Source organism: Shinella sp. WSJ-2, assembly GCF_003432075.1.
Classification (GTDB): Bacteria; Pseudomonadota; Alphaproteobacteria; order Rhizobiales; family Rhizobiaceae; genus Shinella.
The window spans coordinates 551,678-568,764 of sequence record NZ_QWBU01000003.1 but is presented as its reverse complement, the minus strand read 5'-3'; the positions used below and the strand labels follow the sequence as shown (position 1 = coordinate 568,764).

Sequence of the window (17,087 nt, the reverse complement as noted above, 5' to 3'; positions counted from 1 at the left end):
GCATCGTGCCGGGTAAATCGGTGAAAAAAGCCCTGACTTCCCGGCATTCGTCTTGCACTTGCCGCCCCAGCATGCCAATCGGGCGCGAACAGCGCGCAAGTCCGGAGACGAGAGCATGAGCCAGTCGGGAAAGAACGGTCTGACCTATAGCGATGCGGGCGTCGATATCGACGCGGGCAACCTGATGGTCGAGAAGATCAAGCCGGCCGTGCGCTCGACGCGCCGCCCGGGTGCAGACGGCGAGATCGGCGGCTTCGGCGGCCTGTTCGATCTGAAGGCCGCCGGCTTCGAGGATCCGGTGCTCGTCGCGGCAAATGACGGCGTCGGCACCAAGCTGAAGATCGCCATCGACGCGGACCGTCACGACACCGTCGGTATCGACCTCGTCGCCATGTGCGTCAACGATCTCGTGGTGCAGGGCGCCGAGCCGCTCTTCTTCCTCGACTATTTCGCCACCGGCAAGCTTGATCCGGATCAGGGTGCGGCCATCGTGCAGGGCATTGCCGAAGGCTGCCGCCAGGCTGGCTGCGCGCTGATCGGCGGCGAAACCGCCGAAATGCCCGGCATGTATTCGCATGGCGACTATGATCTCGCGGGCTTTGCCGTCGGCGCGGCCGAGCGCGGCCAACTGCTGCCGGCGGGCGACATCGCCGAAGGCGACGTCATCCTCGGCCTCGCCTCCTCCGGCGTACATTCCAACGGCTATTCGCTGGTGCGCAAGATCGTTACCCTCTCGGGCCTCGCCTGGGATGTACCGGCCCCGTTCGAAGCCGGCAAGACGCTGGGCGAAGCCCTGCTGACGCCGACGAAGATCTATGTGAAGCAGCTCCTGAAGGCGATCCGCGAGACGGGCTCCATCAAGGCCCTGGCGCATATCACCGGCGGCGGCTTTCCGGAAAACATTCCGCGCGTGCTGCCCAAGCACCTGGCCGCCGAGATCGACCTCGATGCCGTCAAGGCCCCGGCCGTGTTCTCGTGGCTGGCGAAGACCGGCGGCGTGGAAGCCAAGGAAATGCTGCGCACCTTCAATTGCGGCGTCGGCATGATTGCCGTCGTACCGGCCGACAAGGCCGACGAGGTCGCCGCCGTGCTGACCGGCGAAGGCGAGAGCGTCTTCCGCCTCGGCCGCATGGTCGCTCGTGACGAGGGTGCCGCCGGCACGATCTACAAGGGCACGCTCGCCCTATGACGAGCCCGGCCCGCAAGCGCGTCGTCGCCTTCATCTCCGGCGGCGGCTCCAACATGCTGGCTCTGGCCAAAGCCGCCGAAGCGCCGGATTTTCCAGCCGAAATCGTCGCAGTCTTCTCCGACAAAGCCGATGCAGGCGGGCTCGCGAAGGCGCAAGCGCTTGGCATTCCGACCCGCACCTTCCTGCGCAAGGATTTCGCCAGCAAGGATGCGCATGAGGCGGCAATTCTCGCCGCGCTTGCGGATTACCGTCCGGACCTTCTGTGCCTCGCGGGCTATATGCGCCTCCTCAGCGCGGATTTCATCCGTCCCTACGAAGGCCGCATCCTGAACATCCACCCCTCGCTTCTGCCGCTCTTCCCCGGACTGCATACGCACCAGCGCGCCATCGACGCCGGCATGCGGGTTTCCGGCTGCACGGTGCATCTCGTGAATGCCGGCATGGACGAAGGCCCGATCCTGGCGCAGGCCGTCGTGCCAATCCTGAATGCGGACACGGCCGACAGCCTTGCGGCGCGGGTTCTGGTGCAGGAACACGCGCTCTATCGCCGGGTTCTCGCGGGCTTTGCCGCCGGCACGCTGCCGGGTGGCACCGATCCCACGCAGAGCGTGCTTTCGCTCGGTTGAGAGTCTTACGCCGGAGCGAATTCGCTGCGGTTCAGCATCAGCCATTGCAGCAGCGTGATCGTCTTGGCATCTACGATGACGCCGGAGGCGATCAGGCCATAGGCTTCGTCGATCGGCATTTCGATGACCTCGATATCCTCCCCCTCGCCTTCCACGCCGCCGCCCTTGCCGTCACGCTTGCTCGCGTCGATATGGGCGGCGAAGCAGCTGATGCGCTCGGTGAGCGTGCCGGGACTGGAATACATGTCGAAGAGGTGGCGCACGTCGCGCACCACATAGCCGGTTTCCTCCATCGCCTCGCGGGTGACGGCGTCTTCCGGGCTGTCGTCGTCAAGAAGGCCAGCCGGCGTTTCGAGCAGGAATCCATCCAAGTGGCCGCCGAAAAATGCGCCGGGACGGAACTGGCGCACGAAGATCACCGACTGTCTGACGGGATCGACCAGCAGCACAGTCGCGGCAGCACCGTGGTCATGGACCTCGCGGTCAAGGAATTCGACCCGGCCATCGGCGCGTGTCTGCTCAAGCACTAGCGTCTGCAGATGGATGAAACGCTTCCACACCGTCTTTTGGTCGACGATGCGGATGGCGGACGAAGCGGGAGCCGTCATGGAAAACCTTTGCTGAACATCAGGCCGTCTTGCGCAGCCAGACGCGGTTGTCGTGGAAGGCAGCACCACCATAGGGCGCGACGGGATCGGCGCCGGTCAGCACGTTGATGCCTTCTCCGTCGAGATGGGCGGAGTTCGGCCAGATACCCTCGGCGATCAGCACGCCCGGCTTCACACTGTCGCTGATCTTGGCATGAAGGCGGATATCACCCCTGACATTGCCGAGTTGCACGACATCGCCATCGACGATTTCCTGCGCCGCCGCATCCTGCGGATGGATCATCACCTCCGGCCGGCCCTCGCGCTCACGCGAGCCCTTGGTCTCGGTGAAGGAGGAATTGAGGAAGCTCCGCGCGGGCGAGGTGGCGAGACGGAAGGGATACGCTTCGTCCACCTCCTCGATAACGGCGGCGTAATCGGGGAAAGCCGGCAGGTTCTCATGCGGACCGAAGGCGCCGAGCACCTTCGGCGGCTTGTTGGGGGCCGGCGTGTTCGTCCAGTCGGGGCGGAAGCGGAATTTTCCGTCGGGGAAGCCAAAGCCCTTGGCGAAATGCGCCGCCTCGAAATCGGGCTGGCAATCGATCCACTTCTCTTCCTTGAGACCGTCAAAATCCATGCCGTAATAGGGCAGCATCTTCGTGATGTGTTCCTGCTCCGACAGACCAAAGCCCGGCATGTCCGACACGCCGAGGCGCTTGGCCAGTTCCTCGATGACGAACAGATTGGTGCGCACCGTCGTCGGCGGCTCGACGAGTTTCGGGCCGAGAATGATGTGCTGGTGGCCGCCGCCGCGATAGATATCGTCGTGCTCGACAAACATGGTGGCGGGCAGCACGATATCGGCGAGTTTCGCCGTATCGGTCATGAACTGCTCGTGCACCGCCACGAAGAGATCGTCGCGCAAAAAGCCCTGTTTAACGAGGCGCTGCTCGGGGGCGACGTTCACCGGGTTGGTGTTCTGGATCAGCATGGCGGTGACCGGGCCGCGGTCGCGCAGGGCGATAGCGTCGCCGGTCAGGATGCGGCCGATCTGCGACTGATCCAGCATGCGGATATCGGGGTCGATGAATTTCGAGCCCATCAGCTCCGCCTTGCGCAGGTGGAAGATGGCGGAATTGCTGTGGAAGGCCCCGCCGCCTTCATACTGCCAGGAGCCGAGCACGGTGGCGATGGACAGCGCGGCATGCATGGAGACCGCGCCGTTGCGGCTGCGGGTGAAGCCGTAACCGAGTCGGAAGAAGCTCTTCTTCGTCTGCCCGACCAGGGCGGCGAAGGCTTCGATTTCGGCAACCGTAAGACCGGTGATCGCGGCCGCCCATTCCGGCGTTCGGGTGGCAAGATGCGCTTCGAGGCCCGCCGGATCGTCAGCGAACTTCTCCATGTAAGCGCGGTCGGCATAGCCGTCGCGGAAGGCGATGTGCATGACGGCGCAGGCGAGTGCCGCATCCGTGCCCGGCCGCAGCTTTAGCGCGATATCCGCCTGCTTCATCGTCGGATTGTCGTAGATGTCGATGACGACGATCTTGGCGCCGCGCTCCTTGCGCGCCTTCACCGCATGGGTCATCACGTTGACCTGGGTGGAGACCGCATTGGTGCCCCAGATGACGACGCAATCGGACTTCGCCATCTCGCGCGGATCCGGGCCGCGCAGCGTGCCGGCGCCCATGACGAAACCGGTCCAGGCCGGGTTGGTGCAGATACTGTCGAAGAAGCCGGAATATCGCTTGGCGTGGCGCAGGCGCTCGATGGAATCGCGCTGCACGAGGCCCATCGTGCCGGCATAATAATAGGGCCAGACGGCCTCGACGCCGTGAGCCTGCTCGGCCTTGACGAAACTTTCCGCGATGGCGTCGAGGGCTGCCTCCCAGGAGATATCGGCCCATTCGCCGCTGCCCTTGGCGCCCTTGCGTACCATCGGCTTCATCAGGCGGTCGGGATGATAGAGCCGCTCGGCATATCGCGCGACCTTGGCGCAGATCACGCCGGCCGTGTAGCTGTTGTCCGCGCTGCCCTTGACGCGCCCCATGCGCCCATCCGCGCCGATCTCGACATCGAGCGCGCAGGTGGAGGGACAGTCATGCGGACAGGCCGAATGGCCGATGCGCGGTTTTCCAAGATGGGGGGTCGCAACGTTCATGGCTTTTCTATATTGCAGAGCGCTAGCTGCCAAAAGGCAAATCATTCTACCATCGCAACAATTCATCGTCGCATCAGAGCGTTTGATCGCGCGGGGACCGCATGAACTATCGCCACATCTACCACGCCGGCAATTTCGCCGACGTCTTGAAGCACGCCGTGCTCGCCCGCCTCGTCATCTATATGCAGGGCAAGGACAAGGCTTTTCGCGTGCTCGACACGCATGCGGGCATTGGCCTCTACGACCTCTCCAGCGAAGAGGCGCAGAAGACCGGTGAGTGGCTCGATGGAATCGGGCGGCTGCTGGCCGAAGACCTACCGCCGGCTGTCGGCGAAATCCTTGAACCTTACCTTAGGGTCATTCACGAACTGAATCCGGAAGGCGGGCTAAAGCATTATCCCGGCTCGCCAAAACTGGCACGCATGCTCTTCCGCCCGCAGGATCGACTCTCGGCGATGGAGCTGCATCCCGACGATTACGAGACGCTGCGCCGGCTGTTCGACAACGACTTCCAGAGCCGCGTCACCCACCTCGACGGCTGGCTGTCGCTCGGCGCGCATCTGCCGCCGAAGGAGAAACGCGGCATCGTGCTGGTCGATCCGCCCTTCGAGATCGAGGGCGAGTACGAGCGATTGGTGGACGGGCTCGAAAAAGCCGTGCGCCGCTTTCCTGGCGGGATGTATTGCCTATGGTATCCGCTGAAGAAGAACGCGCCCATCGCCGAGTTCCACAAGGCGCTGAAAGAGACCGGCATTCCGAAAATGCTGTGCACGGAACTCACGGTGAAAAGCGACCGCGGGACGACGGGCCTCACCGGTTCCGGCCTCATCATCGTAAACCCGCCCTACACGCTGAAGCAGGAACTCGACGTGCTCCTGCCCTTCCTGAAGGAGCGGCTGGCGCAGGATCGCTTCGCTTCCGCACGGTCGTTCTGGCTCACGGGCGAAGCGAAGGCCTCTTGACCTTTGCCGTTCGGCGACAACAATCGCGCGCCAAACCGGAAGACATCAATGACGCCTTTGCTTCGCACTCGATCCGTCCTGCTGGCCCTCGCCGGCCTGCTGGCGCTTGTCGGCTGCGGCGAGGAAAAGCCAGCCGAGAAGCCGAAGGCGGAGGAAAGCCGAAAAGTCCCGCAGACGCAGGCAAAAGTGCCCGTCGGCAAGGGCTTCGATTTCTACGTGCTCTCGCTTTCCTGGTCGCCCAGCTGGTGCGCGGAAAACGATGCCGCGGGCAAGACGCAGCAGTGCCGCCGGGGCAACGACTACGGCTTCATCGTGCACGGCCTGTGGCCGCAGAACGAGCGCGGCTATCCGGAATTCTGCCGCACGCGCGAATCCGATCGCGTGCCTGACAGCCTCGGCCGCACCGTGCTCGACATCATTCCGTCCATGGGCCTCATCGGCCACCAGTGGCGCAAACACGGCAGCTGTTCCGGCCTCAGCCAGAAAGACTATTTTTCGGTGGTGCGGGCCGCCCGGGAGCGCATCCACATTCCGAAGAGCCTGGAGCCGCAGCGCGACGGCATCAGCGCGTCGCCCGATGCGGTGGAGCAGGCCCTCATTGCCGCCAATCCCGGTCTCGACCGCAAGGGTATCGCCGTCACCTGCGCAGGCGGGCAACTGGAGGAAATCCGCATCTGCATGACGCCGGATCTCGGCTTCCGCCCCTGCCCCGAAATCGACCGCGCCGCCTGCCGTGCCAAAACTATTCTGCAGCCATCCATCCGCTAACCAGGACCCGCCGATGAAGATCTTCTATTCCACCACCTCGCCCTATTCCACCAAGGTGCGCATGGCCGCGCATTATGCCGGCCTGCCGGCAGAATCGGTCACCGTCGACACCAATGCGGACCCGGCAGAGCTGCTTGCCGCCAATCCGCTCGGCAAGATCCCCGCCCTCGTGACCGATGACGGCCTCGCCGTCTATGACAGCCGGGTGATCATGAATTACATCGACCGCCAGACCCGCGGTTCGCTCTACCCGCGCAATGCTGCCAAGCGCACCGAAGTCGATATTCTGGAGGCCACGGCGGACGGCATCTGCGATTGCCTGCTCGCCATCGTCTACGAGCGCCGCTCGCGGCCGGAGGAGAAGGTGCACCAGCCGTGGATCGACCGGCAGTGGGAAAAGGTCGAGCGCGCGCTCGATCATCTCGAGGCCAACATGCCGCGCCTGGCGAAGAAGCCGAATGCCGGCCATTTCGCGCTGGCCGCCATGCTGCGCTACATCGAGTTGCGTTTCGCCGGCAAGTGGCAACGCGGCCGGCCGAAGCTGAAGCGCTTCCTGTCGCGTTTCGAGGCCGTTTTCCCCGATTACGCGAAATTCAAGGATTGAGGCGGTTCTCGCCTCTTTCGAACGGGCAAACAAAAAGGCCGGGCTCTCGCCCGGCCTTTCCGTATTCCAATACCGTTTAAGGCTTAGAACTTGACGCCGAGACCGACGCGAACGGCGTGGTCCTGGAAGTCCGACTTCACCTTGGTGCCGCCGAGGTTGTAGTCCTTGCCCTGGTAGTCGCTGTAGCGGTATTCGACGCGTGCCGTGACGTTGTTGGTCACGAAGGCTTCGACACCAGCGCCAGCCGTCCAGCCGACCGAGGTGTTTTCGTCCTTGGCGTTGCCCAGCTTCATTTCGGTGTTGGTAGCGGCAACACCCGCGGTGCCGTAGACGAGAACCGGGTTCAGGTCCACACCGACGCGGCCACGGATCGAGCCGTTGATGCCCTGCTTGGCGGTCAGGCCGTTGTGCTTGGAATCGACGCCCGAGTAGTTCAGGTCGGCTTCGCCGCCGTAAACCAGCTGGCCGTTCTGCATGTTGTAGCCGCCATAGACGCCGCCGCCCATGCCGTTGGCCTTGGCATCGCCCTGGCGCTGGAAGTCACCGCGCTGCCAGCTGGCAGTACCACCGGCGTAAGCGCCGGCCCAGTTGCCCGAAGCGACCGGCTCGACATATTCCGAGGCCGGAGCCTGCGGAACTTCGTCAATGGCGTCAGCTGCGTGAGCAGCCTGGAAAGCAACTATCGAAACGGTGGAAGCGATGAGGGTGGCGATGAGTGTACGCATGATATTCTCCTTTACTAAACGACGCCCTCTCTTGGGAGGCTGTCGGGCGTCGTCATTTCCAATTCAGTCCCGCCCGGTTGAGGGGAAATTGAATAAAGATTGAGGAAATGAAAGAGCCAAAATGTGAAATCATTGTGGCACAGCCATGGCACAATTTGGATGTGACTTTTACGCACCAGGTAAATTATTAACCATAATTTTAAGAACCAATGAAAACGGTAAAATATACTTCAAATTACTTTGAAGTGGCTTTTGCAGTTAATTTTTCCGCAACCAATTGTCATGGGGAGTTTAAGCCTGCGCAGGGATGTCTATATCTTGGGCCGGTTAATCAAATGAATCGGCAGGACGGACAGTTCTTGAACAAACCCATGAAAACGGCCCTCGTGACGGGCGGCGCAAAACGCATCGGCAAGGCCATCGTGGAGGATCTCGCGGCACACGGCTTTGCCGTCGCCATCCATGCAAACGCGTCCGTTGATGAAGCGGAGGCACTCGCCGCCGCCCTTCGGGCACGCGGCCAGACGGCCCGCGTGGTGCAATGCGATCTCGCCGACGGTGCAGCAACGGCGAAGCTCGTCGGCAAGGCTGTTGAAGCCGTCGGCCCGCTCGATCTCCTCGTCAACAATGCATCGCTGTTCAAGCCCGATACCGTCACCGCCTTCGACGATGCGCTGTGGGACCGGCATTTCACCGTGCATGTGAAGGCGCCGTCGATCCTGGCGCGCGACTTCGTGCGGCAATTGCCTGATGGTGCGGCCGGCTCCATCGTCAATATCGTCGACCAGCGCGTCTGGAACCCGACGCCGCGCTATTATTCCTACACGCTCTCCAAATCCGCCCTGTGGATGGCGACGCGCACCATGGCGCAGAGCTTTGCGCCGCGCGTGCGCGTCAATGCCATCGGCCCTGGCCCCTCCCTGCCAAACGAGCGGCAGGATGACGCCGATTTCCAGGCGCAGGTCTCGGGCCTGATCCTGCGCCGCGGTCCTGATCTCGAGGAATTCGGCCGAACAGTTCGCTTTTTGTTCGACACGCCGTCCATAACGGGGCAAATGATAGCGCTCGATGGCGGGCAGCATCTCGCCTGGGAAACACCCGATGTCAGGGGAATAGCGGAATGAATGGCCGGAAGGTGGAGGATGGCGGCATCCTCTACGACGAAAACGAGACGGACGAAGACGACGAGGTGCAGGAAAGCCCGGCGACGGGCAGCGCCGCGTCCGCCGTGGCGACACCCGGCATCGACTGGAACGAGGGCGGCGACGTGCCGGAAGGCGTCACCGGTGCCGATCTGATCCAGCATTTTGTCAACCGGCTGCCCAACAGTCCCGGCGTCTACCGCATGTTCAATGCCGATGGGGACGTGCTCTATGTCGGCAAGGCGCGCAGCCTCAAGAAGCGCGTATCGAACTACGCCCAAGGCCGCGTGCATTCCAACCGTCTGACCCAGATGGTGCGCCAGACGGCGAACATGGAATTCGTGACGACGCGCACGGAAACCGAGGCGCTGCTGCTAGAAGCCAACCTGATCAAGCGCCTGCGCCCGCGCTTCAACGTGCTTCTGCGCGACGACAAGTCATTTCCCTATATCCTGCTGACCGGCGACACCCGCGCACCGGCGATCTTCAAGCATCGCGGCGCGCGCAGCCGCAAGGGCGATTATTTCGGCCCCTTCGCCTCGGCCGGCGCCGTCGGCCGCACCATCAACTCGCTACAGCGCGCCTTCCTCCTGCGCACCTGCACCGACAGCGTTTTCGAGACCCGCACGCGCCCCTGCCTGCTCTACCAGATCAAGCGCTGTTCCGGCCCCTGCACCCACGAGATCCGTGACGCCGACTATGCCGAACTTGTGCAGGAGGCGAAGGATTTTCTTTCGGGAAAAAGCCAGAAGGTGAAGGCTCATATGGCCGAGGCGATGAATGCCGCGGCCGAAGACCTCGATTTTGAGCGCGCTGCCGTCTATCGTGATCGATTGGCGGCGCTCAGCCATGTCCAGAGCCATCAGGGCATCAACCCGGCCGGTGTGGAAGAAGCCGACGTCTTCGCCATCCACCACGAGGGCGGCATTTCCTGCATCCAGGTGTTCTTCTTCCGCACCGGGCAGAACTGGGGCAACCGGGCTTATTTCCCAAAGGCCGATCCGCAGCTTTCGGGCGCGGAGGTGCTCAACGCCTTCCTCGCCCAGTTCTACGACGACAAGCCCTGCCCGCGGCAGATTCTGCTATCGGAGACGGTGGAGGAGATCGACCTTCTGGCGGAGGCGCTCTCCGAGCGCTCGAACTACAAGGTGACGATTTCCGTGCCACAGCGCGGCGAGAAGAAGGACCTCGTTGACCACGTGGTGGCCAATGCCCGCGAGGCACATGGCCGCAAGCTAGCCGAGACGGCCTCGCAATCGCGCCTGCTGGAGGGCTTTGCCGCGACCTTCAAGCTGCCAACCGTGCCGCGCCGCATCGAGATCTACGACAACTCGCACATCATGGGCACCAATGCCGTGGGCGGAATGGTGGTGGCGGGGCCGGAAGGTTTCGTGAAGAGCCAGTACCGCAAGTTCAACATCAAATCGACGGGCATCACGCCCGGCGACGACTTCGGCATGATGAAGGAAGTGATGACCCGGCGCTTCTCCCGCCTGATGAAGGAAGAGGGCCTGCCGGACCGTACGGCCGACCAGTGCACCGACGCCGCCGACCAGCCCTTCCCGGCCTGGCCCGACGTCATCCTTATCGACGGCGGCCAGGGCCAGATGACGGCGGTCAGGGCCATCCTTGAGGAGCTTGGCATCACCGACCAGGTCGTCGCCATCGGCGTCGCCAAGGGCGCCGACCGCGAGGCCGGCCGCGAGCGCTTCTTCATGCGCGGCATTCCCGACTTCTCGCTGCCGCCGCGCGACCCCGTGCTCTATTTCGTGCAGCGCCTGCGCGACGAAGCGCACCGCTTCGCGATCGGCTCGCACCGTGCACGCCGCAAGAAGGAGATGGTCAAGAACCCGCTCGACGAGATCGGTGGCATCGGCCCGACACGCAAGCGCGCCCTGCTCCAGCACTTCGGCACCGCCAAGGCCGTCTCGCGCGCCGCCATGGTCGACCTCATGGCCGTCGCGGGCATTTCCGAGAGCGTCGCGCGCATCGTTTACAACCATTTTCATGACGATGCGGCGGGATAGCGCGGCGGGCACCGTAAAATCGCCAAGAATTGCCGGAAACAAAGGTTGACGGCGCTGTCAGAAAGACCTCATCTAGCCGCAAATGATCGAGATTTAAGATTCCATGGCTTCCCGCGCATACAATATCCCGAACCTGCTCACCTACGCCCGCATCGTGGCCGTTCCGCTGATCGTGCTCTGCTTTTTCGTGGAAGGGCGGCTTGAATCGTCTGACTTCGCGCGCTGGACGGCCTTCTGGCTGTTTGCCGCCGCCTCGATCACCGATTATCTCGACGGCTATCTCGCCCGTATCTGGAACCAGACGTCGAATATCGGCCGTATGCTCGACCCGATCGCCGACAAGCTGCTGGTCGCCTCCGTGCTGCTGCTGATGGCCGCCGACGGTACCATTGCCGGCTGGACGATCTGGGCGGCCATCATCATTCTCTGCCGCGAAATCCTCGTCTCGGGCCTGCGCGAATATCTCGCCGACCTCAAGGTCAGCGTGCCCGTGACGCGCATCGCCAAGTGGAAGACGACGATCCAGATGTTCGCCATCGGCTTCCTGCTGGCCGGCCCGGCCGGCGAGAAGGTGCTGCCCTACACGACCGAGATCGGCATCACCCTGCTCTGGGCCGCCGCCCTCATCACCATGTATACCGGCTACGACTATTTCCGCGCTGGCTTGAAGCACATCGTGGACGAGTGAGATGACGAAGCTCGTCTATTTCGCCTGGGTGCGCGAACGGATCGGCAAGGGCGAAGAGGACATCGATCTTCCCGCCGATGTCAAAACCGGCACCGACCTGCTGCGCCACCTGAAGTCGCTCGGCGATGAATATGCCCATGCACTCGAGCATGAGAAGGTGATCCGCATCGCGATCAACCAGGAGCATGTCGAGCATGACGAACAGATCACCGGTGCCCGCGAGATCGCCCTCTTCCCGCCGATGACGGGGGGCTGAACCGTGGCCGGCGGCGTCTCGGCTCCGGTGACCGTGCGCGTCCAGGCGGATGATTTCGACGCCGCGGCCGAGGCTGCCCGTCTCACCGAGGGCCGGGCGGACGCCGGCGCCGTTGTCAGCTTCGTCGGCCTCTGCCGCGATGAAGGCGGCGAGCTTTCCGCCCTGGAGTTGGAACACTATCCCGGCATGGCGGAGGCCGAGATCGGCCGCATCTGCCGGATCGCCATCGAGCGCTTCTCATTGCTCGGCGTCACCGCCATCCACCGCGTCGGAAAGATCGCGCCGGGCGCCAATATCGTGCTCGTGGTCGCCGCCGCGCCCCACCGCCACGCCGCCTTCGACGGCGCCTCCTTCGTTATGGATTACCTGAAGACCTCTGCGCCCTTCTGGAAGAAGGAGCACTTCGCCGACGGCCGTGACGGTGGTTGGGTCGATGCCAAGGAAAGCGACGACCGGGCGCGGGAGAAGTGGGCCTAGGGCACCGGTTTCTTGCGGCGGAAAATCACCAGAAGCAGCACCAGCGCGGAAAAGATCACGAAATCCCGCCACAGGAAATCGCCATAGGCACTCCAGAGCGTCTCGGCGAGGCCCATGGCTGCGCCGCCGAGAGCGGAAAGAAGCGGCGCCCCCGCCCCGCCGATAGCGGCGATGAACAGCACCTTCACGCCGAAGACCAGCCCCGCGCCGAAATCCATGTTGCCGTAATAGGAGACGGCAAGGATGCCGGTGAGGCTGGCGATGAGCGCGGCCACGGCATAGGCCGAGAGATAGACGCCCGCGGCGTCGACGCCGCAGAGTTCCGCCGCCTGCCGGTCCTCCGACACCGCCCGCCATCGCCGCCCCCAGGCAGAGCGCGAGAGAAGCCAATAGCCAACGGCGACAATGGCGAGCATGGCGGCGGTGTTGGCAAGCTGGATGACCGTCAGCACGACGGGAAAGGCCGGGTCGTCCCAGAAGACGATGCGCGCATTGAGGAAGGGCGGCAGCCAGAGGCTGCGCGTATCGGAGGCCAGCCGCGCCGTTTCCATCAGCACGAGGACGACGCCGAGGGCGGCGACCACCACCGTATTGTCGGAGGAGAAGGCGAGCGGGCGCATGACATGGCGCCCCATCACCAGTCCCGCGCCGACGCCGTAGAGCAGCGCCATGACCGCCCCGAAGCCCAGCGCTGCGGGCAGCACAAGCCAGAGATGGCTCCAGCCATAACCGGAAAACAGCACGAACATCTGCGCCGAAAAGGCAAAGAGCGCTCCATAGCCGATATCCGCCCGGCGCGTCACCGCGAAGGCGATGGAATAGCCGAATGCGAGCGTCGCATAGAGCGCGGCGACGGGCACGGCATTGGCAATCTGCTGGAGGAAATAGGCCATGGCGGCTCCAGGTTTACCGCCCAAATATAACTGGCAAAATTCATTTTACCAGTTAGAATGTGCCATGACCTTTTCCTGGACCCCGCATCGTTTTTCGGGTGGCGTGCTCGCGCTCGATGTCGCGAACTCCGTCGTGCTGCGCGGCGACCCCGCCCGCCGCATCGACCGCTTTGCCGATGCCGCCACGATGGACGCCTTTCCCGCCGGTGCGAACCGGCATTGCGGGGAACGAACCATTTTCGGTGCGCTGGATCCGGTAGAGAAACAGGCCCGCGCCGGGCTGGTGCGGCTGCGTGAAGCAATCGACCGGCATTTTCGCGCCGAGGTGCTTGGCACCGGCAAGCCGGCGCTGCTGGCCGATCTGCTCGATTCCATCTCGGCAACATTCAGAATATCGGGCGAGCGGCCGCAGGCCCTCGACACCGCCACTGCCCGGTCCGCGCTGATGCTGCTGTCACGGCCGGAGCCGGAGCGGCTGAAAATCTGCCCGAATTGCAACTGGCTGTTTCTCGACCGCAGCCGCAACCGCTCACGCGCATGGTGCGACATGGCCGTTTGTGGCAACCGCGTGAAGGCCAGCCGCCACTATCGCCGCAATCGCAAGGAGGCCCAGCCATGAAGAGAACCTTTTTCATCGCCCTGCCGCTTCTCTTGCTGCTCGCCGCCTGCCAGCGCGAGACCGGCCCCGACCCGCTGAAGCTGACCGGCAAGATGTTCGTCTTCAACTACCGCCTCGCCTACGCGACCTACATGGTAACGCTGGAACAGACGGAGCCGCTGCCCGAGGGCTCCATCGTGAAGGCTGAATTCGAGAACCCGGCCGGCGGGGCGCCGCTGACGATGGAGCGCAAGATCTTCCCCAACCTGCCACGCGTGGTGCTGGAAAGCCCTGATGTGACCTGCGTGAAGAAGAACCAACCCTACAAGGTCGCGATTTCAGTACTCGGCCCCAATGGCGACACGTTGCAGGCACTGGAAACCCAGGTGACGTCCAATATCGACCAGAGCATCCTGCCCGAAAAGGCGCTTGTCGTCGGCCCGGCCTACGAGAAGAACCCCGAGGTTTTCAAAGACGGCAAGACGCCGACGCATTTCGAAACGGCGAAGTGCGCCGCCTGAGCGAATATTCGCATCCTCTTATGCGTTTCGCCTGAAACGATCTTCGGGAGGATGTTCGCATGCGATTTCTGCCTGCCTTGGCGCTTGGGCTCTCGATGCTTTCCGTGGCGGCCCGAGCCGAAGAACCGGCCGCCTGCTCCGCGCAGAACGCCATCCTCGCCTTTTCTGATACGGTCCTGACGGACCGAGACAAACTGCCCCGGCTCAAGGCCCGCGGCTTCGGCGCGGAGGCCGCCTATCTGAAGATCCGCTACGGCAAGCTATCCATGCAAGACGCCGCCGAGCTTGCCCACAGGCTGCGCGATTCCGGTGTGCGGGAGGCGATCGATCTCGCTGGCGCCATCGATGCGACACGGGGCGGTTACGATGCGCTCAAGCTGAGCGATCCGGTGCAGCTCAACGGGCTGATCTCCACCCTGAGGGCGATCCTGCAGGCCGGCGATGGCGAGAAACTGTTTGCCGCGATTGCGAGCCTGCCGCCCGCTCGGCAGACATCCCTCCTCGGCAGCATCGTGCCCGCCGTCGTCGACTGGCCGGACACGGAGAAGGTCAAACTCGCCGCATCAGCGGGCCGCCACAAGCTGTTTTTCATCCAGGCCGGCCTCGCCGCCAGCCAGCGCGATGCAAATGCCTGGCCCGTCTTCGTCGCCGGCTTTGCCGATCAGTCCATGATCCCGGACCTGACACGCATGTGGAGTTGGGCGCCGGCTCTCGTCGGCAGACCGGCCCTGCCGCGCATCCCCCTGCCGGATGCTGAGATGCAGGCCCAGCAGAAGAGCCTTCACACGGTAACCGTTGCGGCGGCACAGGAGCCAGAGCGCGATTTCCTGATGACCTATGTGAACCAGACGGGTAGCATTCCGCCGGCGGAAAAGGCCGCACAGGCCCTGATGGCCGAAATTGCCGCGGGGCGCGTCAAACCCGCTGGTCTCATCAATACGGCGTGGCTAACGGCCTACAGGGTGCTGCGGGAAAACGAGGCCGACCCGACCATGGTCGACAGCACGCTCGCTAGTATCGACGTCCATATGCGCGCCGTCGGCGACGTTTCAGTCCGCGATGTAATCGACCGGCTGATCGCAGTCGATGCGCTCACGCCCTATCTCACTGGCAAGACCGCTGATCTGCCCGCGATGCCAGAGGATATCAGCGCTAAATTCCAAGCCAAATGGCCGCTGTGGACGGAGCTTGCCGGAGCGCTCAAATCCTCGCCTCTATCAGCTTTCGCGAAGGACGAGACCAAAGGTCCTATCCTGGCGGAGCTGCTTTTTGCGGCCGGTGATCCGGCCCGCCTCGCTGATTTCGTTCTGACGGTCGAGCCACCGGAAATGAAGATGGTACTGGCGACGGATTTCGCGATACGTCTCGACCGGACCTGCGCCAGCTACACGCATCACCCCGCCGAAGCGCTGATGCTGTCAGGCCAGCCGATCTTCCGTTTCGACCCCGCAAAATGAAGAAACCGGAGCCTTACGGCTCCGGTTTCTCGATCCTATCAAAGCTGTACGGCCTCAGCCGGACAGATTGATTCAGCCGACGATCTCGGTGTCGGAGAACCAGTACTTGATTTCCTGGGCAGCGGTTTCCGGGGCGTCGGAGCCGTGAACCGAGTTTTCGCCGATCGACAGGGCGTGCGTCTTGCGGATCGTGCCTTCGTCGGCGTTGGCCGGATTGGTGGCGCCCATGATTTCGCGGTTCTTGAGGATCGCGTTCTCGCCTTCGAGAACCTGAACGATCGTCGGGCCGGAGGTCATGCCTTCAACGAGTTCGCCGAAGAAGGGGCGTTCCTTGTGAACGGCGTAGAAGCCTTCGGCTTCGCGCTTGCTCATCCAGACGCGCTTGGAAGCAACGACGCGCAGGCCTGCATCTTCCAGCATCTTGGTGATGGCGCCGGTCAGGTTGCGCTTCGTCGCGTCCGGCTTGATCATCGAAAAGGTGCGTTCAATCGCCATTTTCCCGTTTCCCTTTGGTTTTCCGGTGAAAGTGGCGGTTCAATAGCCGCCAACGCCCCGCAAAACAAGGGGGGCGCGGCTTTTGGCGCAATCGACATCAAACTTTCACGCCGCTGCCACACGCCGGCCGACGCCACCGTGCAGGTCGAGGCAGCGGGCAAACCACAGCGCCACCGGATCGTCTTCCTCGAGCACTTTCGTACCGGCCGTCGTGCGCAGCCATTGCAGCGCGCCGAAGACGATATAGTCCGGGAAGAGCGGGCCTTCGCCACCGATGAAGGGCTGCACCTTCAGCATGTTGCGCAACGGTTGCAGCTTCCTTGCGAAATCCTCGACCTCAGCCTTGCCGGCCGCCGCGATATCCTCGAGCGAGGCGCCGAGACGCTCCTCGCGACTGCGGCGGAAATAGGCCCGATCGGCCTCACCGAGCAGGTTGTGGATGTCGAGAATGGCGATGCGGGTGATCGCCATGTGCAAGGTGGACTGCGACCAGTTCTCGATGAACCGCGCCATCGCCTGGCCGCCCGCGCCGCCGAACAACGAGGGACGGTCGGGATAGGCCTCGTCGAGATAGAGCGCGATGGCGAAACTGTCGCCGACCAGCCTGTCGCCGTCCCGCAGCAGCGGTACCGTTGCCGTGCCGCCATTCTCGATGCCCGGGATTTCGGTGAAGCCCACCGGCACCGTGTCATGGTCGAGGCCCTTGTGGGCGAGCGACATCACGGTCTTCCAGACATGGGGTGAAAACTGGCGGTCCTTGTCGGCGCCGGCGAGCGCATAGAGCAATCGGGTCATGAGATCCTCGTTCCGGTTCGGCGGCATTGGAGCGCAGGCCGGCCGGCGGAGCAAATCAGATAATTTCATGGATGGCATCAACGCCGCCGATGCGTGCTACCGCTATAGTCCAGGCCAAA

The 17,087-nt window shown here is 63.4% G+C and carries 19 protein-coding genes; 13 read left to right on the top strand and 6 right to left on the bottom strand.

Translation table 11 applies throughout. The annotated features are described in order from the left end of the window. The first annotated feature begins 115 nt into the window (after positions 1-115). Complete coding sequence (gene purM / locus D0Y60_RS10465; protein ID WP_117369498.1) at positions 116-1,189, top strand: phosphoribosylformylglycinamidine cyclo-ligase; 1,074 nt, start codon at positions 116-118, stop codon at positions 1,187-1,189. Beyond that, the gene (gene purN, locus D0Y60_RS10460) at positions 1,186-1,815 is read left to right on the top strand and encodes a phosphoribosylglycinamide formyltransferase (protein WP_117369496.1); all 630 of its coding nucleotides are present in this window, start codon (positions 1,186-1,188) and stop codon (positions 1,813-1,815) included. The genes purM and purN overlap by 4 nt, the downstream gene beginning before the upstream one ends. Before the next feature lie 5 nt (positions 1,816-1,820). Here purN and D0Y60_RS10455 read toward each other — a convergent pair whose 3' ends face one another. Continuing rightward, positions 1,821-2,423, bottom strand: coding sequence for an NUDIX domain-containing protein (locus tag D0Y60_RS10455; RefSeq protein WP_117369494.1), 603 nt, complete (start codon positions 2,421-2,423; stop codon positions 1,821-1,823). A gap of 19 nt (positions 2,424-2,442) precedes the next feature. Further along, entirely contained in the window at positions 2,443-4,626 is a 2,184-nt protein-coding gene (locus D0Y60_RS10450; protein WP_199564143.1) for a molybdopterin oxidoreductase family protein, read from the bottom strand. A gap of 35 nt (positions 4,627-4,661) precedes the next feature. Between D0Y60_RS10450 and D0Y60_RS10445 the strand changes: the two genes are divergently transcribed. Genes D0Y60_RS10445 through D0Y60_RS10435 form a run of 3 tightly spaced genes read left to right on the top strand, consistent with a single transcriptional unit; the run spans position 4,662 to position 6,894 of the window. After that, on the top strand, positions 4,662-5,522 hold the full coding sequence (locus D0Y60_RS10445) for a 23S rRNA (adenine(2030)-N(6))-methyltransferase RlmJ (protein ID WP_117369490.1): 861 nt from the start codon (positions 4,662-4,664) through the stop codon (positions 5,520-5,522). 48 nt (positions 5,523-5,570) lie between these two features. Further along, positions 5,571-6,290, top strand: coding sequence for a ribonuclease (locus D0Y60_RS10440; protein WP_117369488.1), 720 nt, complete (start codon positions 5,571-5,573; stop codon positions 6,288-6,290). A gap of 13 nt (positions 6,291-6,303) precedes the next feature. After that, the gene (locus D0Y60_RS10435) at positions 6,304-6,894 is read left to right on the top strand and encodes a glutathione S-transferase (protein ID WP_117369486.1); all 591 of its coding nucleotides are present in this window, start codon (positions 6,304-6,306) and stop codon (positions 6,892-6,894) included. 83 nt (positions 6,895-6,977) lie between these two features. On the opposite strand, the gene D0Y60_RS10430 is transcribed toward D0Y60_RS10435, so the two are convergent. Next, positions 6,978-7,619, bottom strand: coding sequence for an outer membrane protein (locus D0Y60_RS10430; RefSeq protein WP_117369484.1), 642 nt, complete (start codon positions 7,617-7,619; stop codon positions 6,978-6,980). Between the two features lie 359 nt (positions 7,620-7,978). Between D0Y60_RS10430 and D0Y60_RS10425 the strand changes: the two genes are divergently transcribed. The 5 genes from D0Y60_RS10425 to D0Y60_RS10405 all read left to right on the top strand — a co-directional run bounded on the left by D0Y60_RS10425 (position 7,979) and on the right by D0Y60_RS10405 (position 12,209). Next, positions 7,979-8,743, top strand: a complete 765-nt coding sequence (locus tag D0Y60_RS10425) for an SDR family oxidoreductase (RefSeq protein ID WP_117369749.1) — start codon at positions 7,979-7,981, stop codon at positions 8,741-8,743. Next, entirely contained in the window at positions 8,740-10,788 is a 2,049-nt protein-coding gene (gene uvrC, locus D0Y60_RS10420; protein ID WP_117369482.1) for an excinuclease ABC subunit UvrC, read from the top strand. Before D0Y60_RS10425 ends, uvrC begins: the two co-directional genes overlap by 4 nt. Before the next feature lie 103 nt (positions 10,789-10,891). After that, positions 10,892-11,476, top strand: a complete 585-nt coding sequence (gene pgsA, locus D0Y60_RS10415) for a CDP-diacylglycerol--glycerol-3-phosphate 3-phosphatidyltransferase (protein ID WP_117369480.1) — start codon at positions 10,892-10,894, stop codon at positions 11,474-11,476. 1 nt (position 11,477) lies between these two features. Then, complete coding sequence (moaD, locus tag D0Y60_RS10410) at positions 11,478-11,732, top strand: molybdopterin converting factor subunit 1 (RefSeq protein WP_117369478.1); 255 nt, start codon at positions 11,478-11,480, stop codon at positions 11,730-11,732. Positions 11,733-11,735: 3 nt separating this feature from the next. Next, on the top strand, positions 11,736-12,209 hold the full coding sequence (locus D0Y60_RS10405; protein WP_117369477.1) for a molybdenum cofactor biosynthesis protein MoaE: 474 nt from the start codon (positions 11,736-11,738) through the stop codon (positions 12,207-12,209). On the opposite strand, the gene D0Y60_RS10400 is transcribed toward D0Y60_RS10405, so the two are convergent. Then, entirely contained in the window at positions 12,206-13,102 is an 897-nt protein-coding gene (locus D0Y60_RS10400) for a branched-chain amino acid ABC transporter permease (protein ID WP_117369475.1), read from the bottom strand. The genes D0Y60_RS10405 and D0Y60_RS10400 overlap by 4 nt on opposite strands. Positions 13,103-13,166: 64 nt before the next feature. Between D0Y60_RS10400 and D0Y60_RS10395 the strand changes: the two genes are divergently transcribed. The 3 genes from D0Y60_RS10395 to D0Y60_RS10385 are packed head-to-tail and all read left to right on the top strand — an operon-like array spanning position 13,167 to position 15,678. Beyond that, on the top strand, positions 13,167-13,721 hold the full coding sequence (locus D0Y60_RS10395) for a CGNR zinc finger domain-containing protein (RefSeq protein WP_117369473.1): 555 nt from the start codon (positions 13,167-13,169) through the stop codon (positions 13,719-13,721). Then, positions 13,718-14,221 (top strand): hypothetical protein, encoded by a 504-nt coding sequence (locus tag D0Y60_RS10390; protein ID WP_117369471.1) that lies wholly within the window; start codon positions 13,718-13,720, stop codon positions 14,219-14,221. Before D0Y60_RS10395 ends, D0Y60_RS10390 begins: the two co-directional genes overlap by 4 nt. Before the next feature lie 59 nt (positions 14,222-14,280). After that, entirely contained in the window at positions 14,281-15,678 is a 1,398-nt protein-coding gene (locus D0Y60_RS10385; RefSeq protein WP_117369469.1) for a hypothetical protein, read from the top strand. Positions 15,679-15,750: 72 nt separating this feature from the next. Here the strand turns inward: D0Y60_RS10385 and ndk are convergent, their stop codons facing one another. Continuing rightward, entirely contained in the window at positions 15,751-16,173 is a 423-nt protein-coding gene (gene ndk, locus D0Y60_RS10380) for a nucleoside-diphosphate kinase (protein ID WP_028736091.1), read from the bottom strand. A 105-nt stretch (positions 16,174-16,278) separates the two neighbouring features. After that, positions 16,279-16,968: a glutathione S-transferase family protein gene (locus D0Y60_RS10375; protein WP_117369467.1), complete on the bottom strand. Its 690-nt coding sequence runs from the start codon at positions 16,966-16,968 to the stop codon at positions 16,279-16,281. Positions 16,969-17,087 lie beyond the last annotated feature (119 nt).

Bases quoted from the DNA above. Each gene is read 5' to 3' on its own strand.
- purM (WP_117369498.1), top strand. From the start codon at position 116: ATGAGCCAGTCGGGAAAGAACGGTCTGACCTATAGCGATGCGGGCGTC.
- purN (WP_117369496.1), top strand. From the start codon at position 1,186: ATGACGAGCCCGGCCCGCAAGCGCGTCGTCGCCTTCATCTCCGGCGGC.
- D0Y60_RS10455 (WP_117369494.1), bottom strand. From the start codon at position 2,423: ATGACGGCTCCCGCTTCGTCCGCCATCCGCATCGTCGACCAAAAGACG.
- D0Y60_RS10450 (WP_199564143.1), bottom strand. From the start codon at position 4,626: ATGAATTGTTGCGATGGTAGAATGATTTGCCTTTTGGCAGCTAGCGCT.
- D0Y60_RS10445 (WP_117369490.1), top strand. From the start codon at position 4,662: ATGAACTATCGCCACATCTACCACGCCGGCAATTTCGCCGACGTCTTG.
- D0Y60_RS10440 (WP_117369488.1), top strand. From the start codon at position 5,571: ATGACGCCTTTGCTTCGCACTCGATCCGTCCTGCTGGCCCTCGCCGGC.
- D0Y60_RS10435 (WP_117369486.1), top strand. From the start codon at position 6,304: ATGAAGATCTTCTATTCCACCACCTCGCCCTATTCCACCAAGGTGCGC.
- D0Y60_RS10430 (WP_117369484.1), bottom strand. From the start codon at position 7,619: ATGCGTACACTCATCGCCACCCTCATCGCTTCCACCGTTTCGATAGTT.
- uvrC (WP_117369482.1), top strand. From the start codon at position 8,740: ATGAATGGCCGGAAGGTGGAGGATGGCGGCATCCTCTACGACGAAAAC.
- pgsA (WP_117369480.1), top strand. From the start codon at position 10,892: ATGGCTTCCCGCGCATACAATATCCCGAACCTGCTCACCTACGCCCGC.
- moaD (WP_117369478.1), top strand. From the start codon at position 11,478: ATGACGAAGCTCGTCTATTTCGCCTGGGTGCGCGAACGGATCGGCAAG.
- D0Y60_RS10400 (WP_117369475.1), bottom strand. From the start codon at position 13,102: ATGGCCTATTTCCTCCAGCAGATTGCCAATGCCGTGCCCGTCGCCGCG.
- D0Y60_RS10395 (WP_117369473.1), top strand. From the start codon at position 13,167: ATGACCTTTTCCTGGACCCCGCATCGTTTTTCGGGTGGCGTGCTCGCG.
- D0Y60_RS10390 (WP_117369471.1), top strand. From the start codon at position 13,718: ATGAAGAGAACCTTTTTCATCGCCCTGCCGCTTCTCTTGCTGCTCGCC.
- D0Y60_RS10385 (WP_117369469.1), top strand. From the start codon at position 14,281: ATGCGATTTCTGCCTGCCTTGGCGCTTGGGCTCTCGATGCTTTCCGTG.
- ndk (WP_028736091.1), bottom strand. From the start codon at position 16,173: ATGGCGATTGAACGCACCTTTTCGATGATCAAGCCGGACGCGACGAAG.
- D0Y60_RS10375 (WP_117369467.1), bottom strand. From the start codon at position 16,968: ATGACCCGATTGCTCTATGCGCTCGCCGGCGCCGACAAGGACCGCCAG.